The following is a 14,498-nucleotide window of genomic DNA, read 5'->3' as shown; positions in this document are numbered from 1 at the left end:
TCCAATTGTTTCAAGTGAAAAGTTTACCGCACATAAGAACTTCCTTCGTTCATTAAGATAGTATTGCTAAATAATCATATACACGCTTAGATTTCTCTCCACCCATTCGTGCATGTTGAAGAAGAGAAATACCATGAGGACCAGATGCGCGCAATGCTTCTGGTTGAGCTACTAAAATAGCTTGTACAACTTCTAATTCACCAAGCATAGCTGCTGCAAAAATATCCATCCGAGCACCCTTTTCTAGTAAATAAAGAGCAATGTCTTTACGACCTACATGTGCCGATGCGCCTAACGCACTTTCCCAATCTGATCCACCCCAATTATAAGAGGCGTGAAGTAAGCTTGGTGATTCAACCAATAGCTCTTGTACTTTCTCTAAATCCCCGTGAGCTGCCATAACAAATTCTCTTACTAATTCAATGGTAATACGCTCTTCTGTTTGCATCGCTCTTCTCCCCTTTTAGAAATTCGTTTCGGTGTAAAAAAAGGCTTGTCACTTCCCTGAAAAATATCTACATCTATGCCAAATACATGTTGAAACATTTCATGGCATAGTACTTCTTCTGGTATACCATCATACTGAATTTTTCCTCGCTTTAATACAAGTAAACGATCGCTATATTGAGCAGCTTGGTTAATGTCATGTAAAACCATTATAATTGTCATTCCAAACTCCTCATTTAATCGTTTCACAAGTTCCATTACTTCCAACTGGTGAACGATATCTAAAAAGGTTGTTGGTTCATCCAATAATAAGACATTTGTACGTTGCGCTAGCGTCATCGCAATCCAAGCACGTTGCCGTTCCCCTCCTGATAAAGAATGTAAAAGACGATATTCATACCCTTCAAGATTTGTAACAGATAATGCCCAATCAACAATTTCTTCATCTTCTTTATTTAAGTGGCTACTCCATGATTTATGTGGACCTCTTCCGAACTCAATTAGTTCTTTCACTGTTAAATCTAATTGATGATCATGCATTTGTGGTAACATTGCTAATTGCTTCGCTACATCAGCACTCTTCATCATATGAATATTTTTCCCATCTAAAATGATGTCCCCTTCGCTTTGTTTCAGTAGCCTTGCTATTAAACGAAGCAAAGTAGATTTTCCCGATCCATTCGGACCAATTAAACTAACGATTTCTCCAGCCTTAATATGTACATTCATATTTTGCATTTGAAATCTTTCAGAGTGTGCGTAAAACACTTTGTTAACGGAAATCACTTTGTTTTCCTCCTCTATGAATTAAATATAAGAAGAACGGACCACCTAAGAAGGACAGTAAAATACCAACAGGCAATTCGATTGGGTCAAACCAACTTCGAGCTATTGCATCCGCAAAAACAAGTAATACCCCGCCGCCAAGGCATGATAAAGGTAGCAAATATCTATAATCATTTCCAACTAATAAACGTAGCATATGTGGTACGACAAGACCGACAAATCCAATAAGACCAGACACACTTACTGCAATTCCAGCTAATAATGTACTTACTACGATTAAATAAAACCGACTTTTTTCCACGTTATGTCCTAATAACTTTGCCATTTCATCTCCAAGCATTAACACTCGAATATGCTTAATACCAAAGAAAGCTAATATAATGGCGAATATTGCATAATAAATAATCATATTTAAATGTGCCCAACTTACACCACCAATACCACCCGCTAGCCACGGTAACACCGATTGTACTTTGTCACTATGTAATAACATTAATGCTGACGTTGCTGCACCAATTAATGCATTGATCGACACCCCTACTAAGACGATTCTTGAAGGTGGTGCCCCTTTTTGCCATGATAAAGCATAAATAACCATCGCTGTTATGAAAGCTCCTAAAAACGCCCCTAGTGGTAAAAAAGCTAGATGCTGTGGGAATAAAATCATGATGACAATTGCTACAAGGCCTGCCCCAGATGAAACTCCGATAATACCAGGATCTGCAAGAGGGTTTCTCATAACTCCTTGTAGCAGTGTACCAGATGCAGCTAAACATGTTCCTACTATAAACCCAATGAGCACTCTCGGTATGCGAAGATCCCATACAATTCGATGAACTGTCGAACCTTCATCTTGTATACCCGTTAGAATATCTCGTACAGAAAAGGATAAACTTCCTGCGAAAAGACCGTAAAAGAGACCTAGGATTGTTAATACAACTAAAGTAACTGCTATTATCCATCTTTTTTTCGCAAAAGGATGTTCCTTTTCTCTTACTACTTCACTACTTTCCATAGTATCATTTCCTTACATCTTGTATACTTTTATACATAAAGTCCATCGCTTCTGTAACTTTTGTACCAGGATTAGATCCAAATAAATCAGGTGGCAAAATAACTACGCGGTTTTGTTTTACTGCCTCTAAATTTTTCCACGCTTCATTTTTCATCATTTCGCCTTCGAATGCTTTTTTCACACTTTTTGGATCTCCGTGTGTAATTAAATAAATCACATCTGGATTCGCCTCAATAATACGTTCTACACTTAGCTGTGCATATTGCGGATATTCTTTCGTTTCTGGAAAATCAGAAGCAATATTTTTTCCGCCTGTTTTTTCTAAAATATCACCTGATAAAGATGTTGGTAATGCCGCTAAATAAGTTCCTGGTGCGCCATACACTAGCAATGCTTTCGCATCGCTCTTTTTCTCATATTTCTTCATTTGATCATTCATTTTTTGATTAATTTCTTTTGCTTTATCTTCTTTCTTCATTACCGTTCCATATAATTCAATATTTTTTTGAATATCTTGTACAGAATTCGCAGAAGAAATGATAACTTGCGTTCCTTGTCCTTCAACCGTTGGCACATTCTTTTGGAATCCATTGTTAGCAACAAGTACATCGGGCTTTAAACTAGCAATTTGCTCAAAATTCGGTTGATGTGCATTCCCAATTACTTGTGCTTTCTTTAGCTCATCTGGAAGAGTTAATTTCGTATCCGGGCGACCTACTATTTTTCCACCTAAAGCATGAATAATATCCATATCCCCCATACTTAATGTTGCAAAACTTTCTGGCACTTTATCGAATGTTACCTTTCTTCCTGATAGGTCGGTAATTTCGATTTTCTCTTTTCCTTTTTCTGTTTTGGTTGCAGACGCTTTTTCGTCCCCTTTGGCACTGCAACCTATTAACAAGAAAAAAATAGATAAAATCGCTGTAAATAGCGTAATAGATTTTTTCATTCCTTCACCTCTAATTGATAATGATAATCATTAACCACTATTCTACTTTAATTGATAAGGATTATCATTGTCAACACGAAACGCATATATTTTCCTACAAAAAAACAAAAAGCGCGACAAAAAGATTTTTTCTTTTCGCTGCGCTCTAGTTAACAATATTATTCACATTCATTTTCCTCTAGCTGGTCACGCATCACTTTCACACGCTGAAAGAAAAAGAACGATAAGCTTAAAAATATAACGATGCTCCCCATCATAACAAAAAATTGGATTGTCTCTTTTGCTCCACTCGGAATCAATAAGCCAACCATTAACAATGTACTTACAGCGAGAAGCATTTGTCCAAACCGAGTATAATCTTCTATTTTTCCTTTTAATTCTTTCATTATATTCTCACTCCTCCATTTCACTGTATCATATTCTATGAAACTGAAAGACCAGTAAATACAGCCATTCTGGGAGATGTTTTCCAATAAAAAAAGAGCCGCTTTTACTGCGGCTCTTTTTTTATCATTATTCACCTTTATATGCTTCCATATAAATTTCTTTCAGCTCTGAAATAAGCGGTAACTTTGGATTAGCAGTTGTACATTGATCTTCAAAAGCTCTTTCTGCTAATACTCCAACAACCTCTTCAAATTGCTCTTTATCGACTCCTTGTCCCGCAATACTCATATTAATATTTAAGCTTTTTCCAAGCTCAATAATTGCTTGGACGAGTGATTCCACTCCTTCTGCTGCCGAACTTGCTGGAAGCCCGAGCATTCTCGCTATATGTGCATATCTTTCATCTGCCACAAAGTGCTCATATTTTGGGAACAATGCGTGTTTTCTTGGCTTAATAGCATTATAGCGGACTACGTGCGGCATTAGAATGGCATTTGCACGTCCGTGCGGAATATGGAATTCTGGTCCAATCTTATGTGCTAAGCTGTGATTAATACCGAGGAAAGCATTTGCAAATGCCATCCCTGCAATTGCAGAAGCGTTATGCATTTTTTCTCTTGCTTCTTCATCATTTCCATCTTTATATGCTCTCGGTAAATATTTGAATACGAGATCAATAGCTTTTAATGCTAATCCATCTGTATAGTCATTTGCCATAACAGACACATACGCCTCAATTGCATGTGTTAAAACATCCATACCAGTATCTGCTGTTACATGTGGTGGTACTGTCATTACAAATTGTGGATCAACAATTGCTACATCTGGTGTTAATTCATAATCTGCGAGCGGATACTTTATATTATTTTTCTTATCTGTAATAACCGCAAATGGTGTCACTTCTGATCCCGTTCCTGATGTCGTTGGAATCGCAACAAACTGCGCCTTATTTCCTAATTCCGGATATTTACATGTACGTTTTCTTATATCTAAAAATTTCTGTTTAATACCATAGAATGTCGTTTCTGGATGCTCATAGAATAACCACATTCCTTTTGCTGCATCCATAGCTGAACCACCACCAAGTGCGATAATTACATCTGGCTTAAAGCTTTTCATCATTTCCGCACCTTTGAAAACAGTTTCATCTGATGGATCTGGTTCGACCTCAAAGAAAACTTCAACTTTCACATCATTTGCATTCTTGTTTAAATAGTGCGCGACTGTATCGACATAGCCATGTTCAACCATTCCGGGGTCCGTTACAATAAATGCACGTGAAATGTTAGGCATATTTGCTAAATAAGCTGTAGCATGTTTTTCAAAATAAATTTTTGGTGGCAGTTTGAACCACTGCATATTCTTTTTTCTATTTGCCAGCCTTTTTATATTTAATAAATGAGTCGCTGTTACATTTTGGGAAACTGAATTCTTTCCGTATGAACCACAACCAAGTGTAAGTGATGGAATAAATCCATTATATATATCCCCTATTCCACCTTGTGATGAAGGTGCATTTACAATGAGACGGCAAGCTTTCATACGTAACCCAAATTGCTTTTGCACATCTTTATTTGTAGAATGGATAACTGCTGAATGTCCTAAACCACCGAGGTTCAACATTTCTTCGCAATATGTAAATCCTTCTTCTAATGAATTTGCCTTCACACAAGCTAATACTGGACTCAGTTTCTCACGGGATAACGGATATGCTGCTCCGATACCTTGAATTTCAGCTACAAGCATTTTTGTATGTCCAGGAACAGTGATCCCAACTAAATCGGCAATATACTGTGCTGATTTCCCTACAATATCACTATTTACTGCACATGTATTTTCATTTATAACGAGCTTTTCTAATTTTTTTCTTTCTTCTTCTGTTACAAAGTAACAACTGTTTTCAATCATTTCTGTTTTAACATCATCATAAATTTCTTTATCGACAATGATTGCTTGTTCCGATGCACAAATCATACCGTTATCAAATGTTTTTGATAAAATTAAATCATTAACAGCTCGTTTTACATGTGCTGATTTTTCTATATAACACGGTACATTACCAGGACCAACGCCTAACGCTGGTTTTCCAGTAGAGTAAGCTGATTTCACCATACCAGCGCCTCCAGTTGCTAGAACGAGTGCTACACCATCATGGTTCATCAATTGTTTCGTCGCTTCAACAGACGGTCTTTCAATCCATTGAATACAGTGTTTTGGTGCACCAGCTTTCATCGCTGCATCATATACGGTTTTCGCTGCTGCCACAGAACATTTTTGTGCGGAAGGATGAAATGCGAAAATAATTGGATTTCTTGTTTTTATCGCAATTAACGCTTTAAACATTGTTGTCGACGTTGGATTCGTTACTGGTGTTACTCCAGCTACTACACCGACAGGTTCCGCGATTTCTATTATTTCTTCATGAGGATCTTCGTGAATAATCCCTACCGTTTTATCTTGCTTTATACTATGCCAAATATATTCAGTGGCAAAAATATTTTTAATGCATTTGTCTTCATATACACCACGGCCAGTTTCTTCAACTGCCAATTTTGCTAGCGGCATATGTTGATCAACACCTGCTAATGCCATTTCATGAACAATGTTGTCAATTTCCTCTTGTGTAAAACTTTCTAATGCTTGTAAAGCTTGTTGACCATTATTTACTAGCGTATCAATCATCTTTTTTACTTCCTGCATTTCATTTACAACTTTCTCTTTGACTACCATGTAAATTTCCTCCTATTCTACTATCACGGTCCTTATATGTCCCTATAGGTCAAAATAAGTCCCAATTAACATAAAAAAATAGAGATGCTTTCCTACATGAATTTCATTGTTTGTGAAATGTTTCACAAGTTTGTTCGTGAGTAACATTTCCTGAATTCAATATACATGAAATCATTTCGTTTGTGTATGTCTATTTTGTGAAATGTTTCACAAAATAATGTAATAAAAAAACGCACTGCTCTATATTAGCAGTGCGTTTTTTTATTATGCTAGCGCTTGTGCTAAATCTTCAATTAAATCTTCACCATCTTCAATACCGACAGAAATACGAATTAATGTATCTGTAATTCCTAATTCTTTGCGGCGATCAGCTGGGATTGATGCATGTGTCATTTGAGATGGAATAGAAATTAAACTTTCTACCGCTCCTAAGCTTTCAGCAAGTGTAAAGTATTGTAGTTTCTCAAGTACTTTATTTAATGTTTCTTCACTATCTACATCAAATGAGATAATAGCACCAAACCCGTTTGCTTGTTCTGTTGCTAATTCGTGATTTTGATGTGATTCAAGACCTGGGTAATATACTTTATTTACTTTTGGATGATTATTTAAGAACTCAGCAATAGCACGTGAATTCGTTTCATGTTCTTCCATACGAATTCCTAATGTTTTTAAACCGCGAAGTAGTAAGAAGCTATCTTGTGGCCCAAGAATACCTCCTGTTGAGTTTTGTACAAAGTGAAGATCTTCTGCTAGTTGTGGGCTATTTACAACTACTAAACCTGCAACTACATCACTATGACCTCCTAAATATTTCGTTGCACTATGAAGCACAATATCTGCTCCTAAAGAAATCGGCGACTGCCAATATGGCGTCATGAATGTGTTATCAATAATTGTTAATAGGTCTTTCTCTTTAGCAAGAGTAGATATTTTCTTAATATCAGTAATTTTTAGTAGTGGGTTCGTTGGTGTTTCCACATAAATTGCTTTCGTATTTGGACGAATCGCTTCTTCAACTTCCTCTAAGTTTGTTGTATCTACAAATGTATGCTCAATACCGAAACGGTTTAATACTTTCGTAATAACGCGGTATGTTCCGCCATAAACATCATCTGTTAAAATAACGTGGTCACCTTTTGAGAACAACATAATTGTCGCTGTAATAGCAGCCATTCCTGAACCAAATGCAAATCCAGCATGCCCATTTTCTAATACAGCAATCATTTCTTCTAAAGCTGCACGTGTTGGGTTACCTGTACGTGAATATTCATATCCTTGATGCTTACCAACTGCTTCTTGTTTGTACGTACTTGTTTGATAAATCGGTACGTTTACAGATCCAGTTGAAGGTTCTCCTATGCGAATACCATGAATTAACTTTGTCTTTGCTCTCATTTTTCATTCCCATCCTTTGTATATGTCTTTACTTAAATAGCGCTCACTGCTATCAGGAAAAATCGTTACAATATTTGTACCTGGTGCTGCCTTCTCTGCCTCCAGTAAGCTCGCATGAAATGCTGCTCCTGAAGAGCTCCCAACGAGAAGTCCTTCTTTTTGCGCTAATTCTTTCACTCGTAAAAATGCATTTCGATCAGAAATCGTATGAATTTCATCAAAATAAGATGTCTTCAAAAATGGCGGGATAAATTCCAGTCCAATTCCTTCGGTCTCATGTGAACCAGCCTTACCACCATTTAAAATAGATCCTTCTGGCTCTACGATAACTGTTTTAATATCTATATTTTTTTCTTTCAAATAAGATGCAGTCCCCATAAACGTACCGCCAGTTCCTGCTCCAGCAACAAATATGTTAATCTCTCCATTCAATGCGTCCCACAGTTCAGGTCCTAGTGTTTTAAAATATGCACGAGGATTTGCCTCATTTGCGAACTGACTTGGAGAGTATGAATTCGGTAGTTCATTTACTAACTCTTTTGCTTTAGCAATTGCACCGGTCATTCCTTGCTCAGTCGGTGTATGCACGACCGTTGCACCTAGTGCTTTCATTAATTCTTGTTTTTCAATACTAAATTTCTCTGGTACACAAACAATAACACGTAAATCATGTTCTAATGCTGCAAGTGCCAGTCCAATACCAGTATTCCCAGCAGTCGGTTCAATAATTGTTCCACCCCGGGTAACAAGCCCTTTTTCTAGCGCATCTTCGATTAATTCTCTTCCTAAACGATCCTTAACGCTTCCGCCTGGGTTATAAAATTCAAGCTTTGCAAATAAACGGACTCCTTTCGGAAGTGAAAAACGAGTAATTTCTACAATTGGTGTATGACCAATTAACTCATGAACTCCACGATATACATTCATCGTGTTCTCCCCCTTGTTTGCCAATAAAGAAAAGGCAACTGTATGTATTTTCTTTATATGAGACAGTTGCCTTTTTGTTACATTACTTTAACTCTTCTAACACTTTTACGATAAAGTTTGTAGAATGAAGAGCTGCTTGATCTAAAAACTGATCAAATGAAACATTTGATTCTTTACCAGCAATATCAGAAAGTGCGCGAATGATAACAAACGGAATTTCATATTGGTGGCATACTTGTGCAACAGCTGCTGCTTCCATTTCTACCGCATAAAGATTTTCAAATTTATCACGAATGGCTGCAACGCGGTTCGGATCACTCATAAATGAATCACCTGTTGCAATCATACCTTTTACAACTTGAATATTTTCTTCAGCCTGCATACATTTCTCAGCTAATGCAACTAACGCCTCATCAGCTTTAAATCCAGGCGGCATTCCTGGTACTTGACCATATTCATAGTTAAATGCTGTTACATCTACGTCATGGTGACGAACTTCAGTGGAAATAACTACATCACCAACGTTTAGAGAATGATGGAATCCACCAGCTGAACCAGTATTAATTACTTTTTCAGGCTTATATTTTTCTAATAAAATTGTCGTTGACATCGCTGCGTTTACTTTACCAATACCAGACTTTAACAAGATTACTTCATGCCCTGCTAATAGCCCTTTCGTAAATTCACAACCTGCAACCGTTTCTGTCTCTGCTTGTTCTAATTTATCACGTAAAATACGTACTTCTTCTTCCATTGCTCCAATTACAGCAATTCTCAATCTAATCCCTCTTTCTATTGCTTAGTTGCCTCCATTACCCAAACGAAATGATTTAATCTCGTGAACGTTACATGGAAGCCATTGTTTTCAAAAATAGTCTGCATAACTGGAATACGTGTATAGTATTCCGTTTGCAAATCGTTTGCTAACTGGTGGAAACCTCTTTGTTTTGCTGTTTCAACAGTTTTATCATATGCATCTTGATCTGCAAATATCGTATCAGCAAACACTATTTTACCACCTTTGTTTAGCAATTGACTATACTTCGCAATCGCTACATTTTTTTCATCATCTGTTAAATGATGAAATGCATAGGTGCTTACAATGGTATCAATTGAATTTGGAACTTCAAACGAAAGAAAATCACCGTCTGTAATTGAAAATTCTTTTGGCAATTTCTCTTTTGCAATCATGCGCATTTCACGCGACGGTTCTATACCGTAAACTGTGCGGCCAGCAAGTAATAATTTATTTGTTAAATTACCTGTACCGACACCAAATTCTAATACATTACCAAATGACTTGTTAACTACATCCTCTAGAATGTCCTCATAATGGGCGAAAACTTCTTTATATTGTATATCTTCGCCTTGTACAAATGAGTCGTACGTATGAGCCCACTCATCAAATAAACCATTAAATTCTGTACCCATAAAAATTCCCCTTTTTCTTATCGGTTTTATCAGTATGATATTCCCTCTTTCTAAAAATGTCAATTGAAATGTACATGGTATTTCCTTCTTTTCTTTGTTACACTATAGTTGATTACATAGGAGAGGGGCCGTCTTCATGTCATTTACCTTTGAAATGTTAGAAGATAAAGTAGAGTTTTTTGAAGCGGGAGACTTAGCTTCTTTAGAACGAAAAATTAGTGAACAAATTGATAATAATAAAGCACTTATGCTTGAAGTTCATCACATCTCACATCAAATGGTTATGGATCCTGAAAGCAAAAGACCGTATTATAGCGCGGTTGTTCATTTTAAATTAAAGAAATTGCGTTAACAAAAAAGAGAAGCTCCTAAGGAGCCTCTCTTTTTTAGTTTAGAGTTTGAACAAGTACTGGTTTCCAGCCCTCATTGTCTACCCAATCAATATTTACATAATATCTTTTCCCACTTTGCTTATCTTGAACATCACCATAAGCTTTGCTCTTTCCAGTTTTGTCTCTTCCAACAAAATGGAATACTAATTGCTCTTTCGGTACTTCAACACCTGCAGCAATTGCACTTTGCATCTCATTCCAATCTGATGAACCCTGTTTAAACGTCATCGCTGGTGATGAACCTTGTTCTGTTCCCACAGCTTTCCAAGAAGGTTTTGTATACGCCTCTTTTGCCTTAGATACAGTTTTCTCAGCTGATACTTTCTCGTTAGCTTTCGCTTCTTCTTCAGCTTTTTTCTGTTCTTCTTCAGCCTTTAGCTTCTCTTCTTCAGCTTTTTTCTTAGCTTCTGCTTGCTCTTGTTCTTTTTCTTTTTTCTTAGCAGATTCTTTATCTTCTGATTTTCCAGCTTTCTCATTCTTTGTTGTTTGTTGAGAGACTTTCTTATCAGTAGAAGATGCTTGCTCTTTCGTACTAGGAACGAACAATTGATATGCTACAATAGCTACTAATAGTAATACAATAGCGATTGCAATATTTAAAACACCGTTTTGACGACGTTTTTGTTGTTTCTGTTGGAATCTTGATCCTCCTGCCATTCTCCAAACCTCCATGCAGTTTTTCCTAATTGCTATTGTAACATTAAATCTAGAAAGGTTGAACATTTACAATGATATTTTCATGAAATGAAGACATTTCACTATAAATTGCAAGATTACTTTTCATTCTCCAATTGATAGATTGCTCCTACCATATCTTTAAAAATAGGTGTAACTTTATTCACTTTGCTATCAGTCTCTAGATCAACAACAACTAAAGCATATCTTGGATTCTCATACGGAAAATAACCTGCAAACCAGCGATTCACCCTCGTCCCTTTCCCTGTTTGCGCTGTCCCGGATTTTCCAGCGACACTTAGTGGCAACGAACGGAATGCCGTTCCTGTTCCTTTCTCCCTTGTTACAACGCCTCTTAATAACTCTTGTAATGTTTTCACTGTTTCATACGAAAGCTGTTTTCCATTTAACGTATGGCTCTCAAATGTAAAAAAATCCGCTCCATTTTTATATACTATTTTTTCAACTGCTTTCACTTCCATCTTTTCTCCATTCCTTGCAATCGTCGCCATCATATTTGCAATTGCTAGAGGTGATATACGTACATCTTTCTGTCCAATTGCTGTTTGTTCTACCGCTTTTTTACTATTTTTATTTTCTTCATTCCCCCAAATAGTAGTACCCTTTTCTTCTGGCATTTGCTCAAAATGAGGTGTATGAAATACAGAACCTTTCCATCCAACCTTTTCATTTGCTCCTAAAGCTGCTACGTATGTTTCTAGCACCGTCTTATCCTTTTGTAATAGCTCGTTACCTAACTCGGAAAATGTCCTGTTACAGCTCCTAGCAAAGCTCTCTTTAAAGTTAAGTGTACCCATCCTAACTTGCGGGTCGTTTTCACCATATAAATCTTTGTTACAGTTAAATGTCCGATTAAACAAATTTACTTTTTGATCAATGACTGCAGCTGCAACTACTGTTTTAAAAACAGAGCCTGGAAAATGTGGCGTTAACATTTGATTTTCAAGTGTAGTTTTATATAAATTCTCATCCCTTACTTGTAAAGACGGCTTACTAGCCATCGCTAATATTTCATTTGTCTTTACATCAAGTAATACTAGTCCCCCCTTCTTTATTTCATTCGCTTCAATCACTTCTTCTGCTTTTTGCTGCAACTCTTTATGTAAAGTAGTTTGAATCCTAACTGGATAAAATGGATTTCCTGGTGAAGTGTATTTCGCTTGCTTTCCGAAAATTGGTTCTCCTTGCCGATCTACTTGATATAATACTTTTGCCTCTCCATCAGTCAATAGAAATTCATCAAATGATTGCTGTAATCCTGAAATACCTATCGGCGTTTGTTTTGAGATTCTTTTCAATTCTCCATATCGCTTTTGAAACTCCCTTTCGTTCTCCCCTACATCACCAATTAAATGATTTATCTCTCCAGTTTGTTTTAATCGCACTTCAGCTGCTACAATACCTAATACATGTAATTCATTTACCTTCTCCATCTGCTCTCGTGTCACTCGAAATGGAGCAGTTTCTCCTTGTAGTGTAAATGCATTTTTATTATTTTTCATTTGTCTTCTAATCTCTTGTCTCGACACACCAATGATATGCGCGATTTTCTCTAACATGTCATTTTTTATTTGTAAAAATGGAAAAATAATTAAAACAGGATATTTTTCCTCACCTATTTTTTTACCATTACGATCTATAAACTGCCCACGTCCATCGTCTACTGTAATGGATTGTGTGCGTTGCGTAACACTTTTTTCAATTAAATTTATTTTGCGATCAGTAAATGATTCTGTATCTATAATTTGAATTTGGATTAAACGACAAAGCAATACAAACATAACGCTCATAAAACAAATTAAAACAATTGTAATTCTCCGTTTTATTTTCATAAAAAACACCTCGTCTATTGTAGTTTAGACGAGGTACTATTTTATTTATACAATCTCCAAAACAAAAACAGATATTATATAAGGCTATTATTGTTTCTTTGGCTTCTCTAAAAATTTCATAAGAAGCGATCTAAATTCAGTTTCATTCACTCCAGTGTTTTTAGCAACTTCAATTACAGTGGTTGTTACATTAGCCGCTATTTTTAAATAATCCTTACTAAGATTATCCATTTCATTTCTTTTTTCTTTTGCATTCTCAACTGTTACAGAATCAATACAAGTAATCATCTTATCTACAATATGTAAATAATTATTTTGTGCATCTATTATTTTTTGAATATCATCTTTATTACTTACTTTCGATTGTTTTAAATATGTATATGCTTGATTCACTTCATCTTTTAAAATTTTATCATTATTCTTCGCCTGTTCTTGTAACATATTCTTCATATCATCTATTGTTTTTTGATCCATCGAATCTCGCAATAAATAATCTGGATTCCCAATTGCGTAATCATACTTAATCGTTACATCTTGAAATATTTTCATGACAATTGCTAATTGATACGCTACATCAAAATCATTAAATTCCTTTTTATCTTGTGGATTTTCTAAGGCTTTTGAACTCTCAGTTGCTTTAATATCCTTTTTTTCTTCTTGCTTCACTTTTTCTCCCTTTGATGATGTAGTTTCTTCATTCGTTCCGCATGCAGCAAGTCCTAATATGGAGATACTACAAACCAATCCTGTAAAGATTTTATGTTTCATAATTAGCCCCTTTTCCCTTTTAAAACCTATGGTCTCTAATTATGATATCAAAGCTTAAAGTGTTTTTTTGACATTTTTTGTCGAATCACTCTAAGGTTTACACAATTTTTTTCATTCTATAGAAAAAAAAGATTCTCCCGATAGGAGAATCTTTTTTTTATTTTACAGAGACAATCTCTACTTGCATTTCTCCGCCTGGTGTTTGGATTGTTACTTTCTCACCAATTTGCTTACCTAATAAGCTTTTTGCGATTGGAGAATCGTTAGAAATTCTTCCTTCGAATGGATCAGCTTCCGCGCTACCTACGATTGTATACGCTTCTTCATCTCCGTTTGGTAATTCTTTAAATGTTACTGTTTTACCTAATGTAACAACAGTAGATACTTCGCCAGTATCTTTAATGATAACTGCGTTACGAATCATATTTTCTAATTGTGTAATACGTCCTTCTACGAACGCTTGCTCATCTTTCGCTGCATCGTACTCAGAGTTCTCAGAAAGATCCCCGAAGCTACGTGCGATTTTAATACGTTCTACTACTTCTTTACGTCTTACTGTTTTTAATTGCTCAAGTTCGTTCTCTAGTTTTTGCTTACCCTCTTGCGTCATAGGGTATGTTTTTTCTGTTGACATATTTTCCACTCCTTTTATATACCAATCCCCTGAAAAAAAGAGGAGTTCCATATGAAAACTCCTCCGCTTCCATTGTTAGCGGAGGTTTCTAGTACCCTTGCAC

Annotated in this window: 15 protein-coding genes; 1 reads left to right on the top strand and 14 read right to left on the bottom strand. The window is 36.1% G+C overall.

Features of this window, described 5'->3' with window-relative positions:
* Positions 1-52: 52 nt before the first annotated feature.
* The 10 genes from HMAS_RS02665 to HMAS_RS02615 all read right to left on the bottom strand — a co-directional run bounded on the left by HMAS_RS02665 (position 53) and on the right by HMAS_RS02615 (position 10,073).
* A complete protein-coding gene (locus tag HMAS_RS02665; RefSeq protein ID WP_001192763.1) occupies positions 53-448 on the bottom strand; it encodes an ankyrin repeat domain-containing protein in 396 nt (131 codons plus the stop codon).
* Complete coding sequence (locus tag HMAS_RS02660) at positions 415-1,233, bottom strand: ABC transporter ATP-binding protein (RefSeq protein WP_000626525.1); 819 nt, start codon at positions 1,231-1,233, stop codon at positions 415-417. The genes HMAS_RS02665 and HMAS_RS02660 overlap by 34 nt, the downstream gene beginning before the upstream one ends.
* Complete coding sequence (locus HMAS_RS02655) at positions 1,220-2,248, bottom strand: FecCD family ABC transporter permease (protein WP_002000971.1); 1,029 nt, start codon at positions 2,246-2,248, stop codon at positions 1,220-1,222. Before HMAS_RS02655 ends, HMAS_RS02660 begins: the two co-directional genes overlap by 14 nt.
* A 4-nt stretch (positions 2,249-2,252) precedes the next feature.
* Complete coding sequence (locus HMAS_RS02650) at positions 2,253-3,200, bottom strand: ABC transporter substrate-binding protein (RefSeq protein ID WP_000748453.1); 948 nt, start codon at positions 3,198-3,200, stop codon at positions 2,253-2,255.
* 158 nt (positions 3,201-3,358) lie between these two features.
* Positions 3,359-3,586, bottom strand: a complete 228-nt coding sequence (locus tag HMAS_RS02640) for a YrhC family protein (RefSeq protein WP_000661265.1) — start codon at positions 3,584-3,586, stop codon at positions 3,359-3,361.
* Positions 3,587-3,713: 127 nt separating this feature from the next.
* Entirely contained in the window at positions 3,714-6,317 is a 2,604-nt protein-coding gene (gene adhE / locus HMAS_RS02635; protein ID WP_025709764.1) for a bifunctional acetaldehyde-CoA/alcohol dehydrogenase, read from the bottom strand.
* 264 nt (positions 6,318-6,581) lie between these two features.
* A complete protein-coding gene (locus HMAS_RS02630; protein ID WP_001201908.1) occupies positions 6,582-7,715 on the bottom strand; it encodes a bifunctional cystathionine gamma-lyase/homocysteine desulfhydrase in 1,134 nt (377 codons plus the stop codon).
* Between the two features lie 3 nt (positions 7,716-7,718).
* Entirely contained in the window at positions 7,719-8,642 is a 924-nt protein-coding gene (locus HMAS_RS02625) for an O-acetylserine dependent cystathionine beta-synthase (RefSeq protein WP_001103882.1), read from the bottom strand.
* Positions 8,643-8,724: 82 nt separating this feature from the next.
* Positions 8,725-9,420, bottom strand: a complete 696-nt coding sequence (gene mtnN, locus HMAS_RS02620; RefSeq protein WP_001217024.1) for a 5'-methylthioadenosine/S-adenosylhomocysteine nucleosidase — start codon at positions 9,418-9,420, stop codon at positions 8,725-8,727.
* Between the two features lie 14 nt (positions 9,421-9,434).
* The gene (locus HMAS_RS02615) at positions 9,435-10,073 is read right to left on the bottom strand and encodes a class I SAM-dependent methyltransferase (RefSeq protein ID WP_000536315.1); all 639 of its coding nucleotides are present in this window, start codon (positions 10,071-10,073) and stop codon (positions 9,435-9,437) included.
* 136 nt (positions 10,074-10,209) lie between these two features.
* Between HMAS_RS02615 and HMAS_RS02610 the strand changes: the two genes are divergently transcribed.
* Complete coding sequence (locus HMAS_RS02610; RefSeq protein WP_000010984.1) at positions 10,210-10,425, top strand: YrzA family protein; 216 nt, start codon at positions 10,210-10,212, stop codon at positions 10,423-10,425.
* A gap of 34 nt (positions 10,426-10,459) precedes the next feature.
* Here the strand turns inward: HMAS_RS02610 and HMAS_RS02605 are convergent, their stop codons facing one another.
* The 4 genes from HMAS_RS02605 to greA form a co-directional block, all read right to left on the bottom strand.
* On the bottom strand, positions 10,460-11,122 hold the full coding sequence (locus tag HMAS_RS02605; protein WP_000897099.1) for a YrrS family protein: 663 nt from the start codon (positions 11,120-11,122) through the stop codon (positions 10,460-10,462).
* Between the two features lie 116 nt (positions 11,123-11,238).
* Positions 11,239-12,993, bottom strand: coding sequence for a peptidoglycan D,D-transpeptidase FtsI family protein (locus tag HMAS_RS02600; RefSeq protein WP_000695155.1), 1,755 nt, complete (start codon positions 12,991-12,993; stop codon positions 11,239-11,241).
* An 87-nt stretch (positions 12,994-13,080) separates the two neighbouring features.
* Positions 13,081-13,761 carry a hypothetical protein gene (locus HMAS_RS02595; RefSeq protein ID WP_000680878.1) on the bottom strand — a complete coding sequence of 227 codons (681 nt, stop codon included), beginning with the start codon at positions 13,759-13,761 and terminating at the stop codon, positions 13,081-13,083.
* A gap of 157 nt (positions 13,762-13,918) precedes the next feature.
* Entirely contained in the window at positions 13,919-14,395 is a 477-nt protein-coding gene (gene greA / locus HMAS_RS02590) for a transcription elongation factor GreA (RefSeq protein ID WP_000102591.1), read from the bottom strand.
* Between the last annotated feature and the right edge of the window lie 103 nt (positions 14,396-14,498).

Origin of the sequence: Bacillus sp. HMA207, assembly GCF_003402455.1 — a bacterium.
GTDB classification, from domain to species: Bacteria; Bacillota; Bacilli; order Bacillales; family Bacillaceae_G; genus Bacillus_A; species Bacillus_A cereus.
This window is presented reverse-complemented; position numbering and strand designations above follow the sequence as displayed.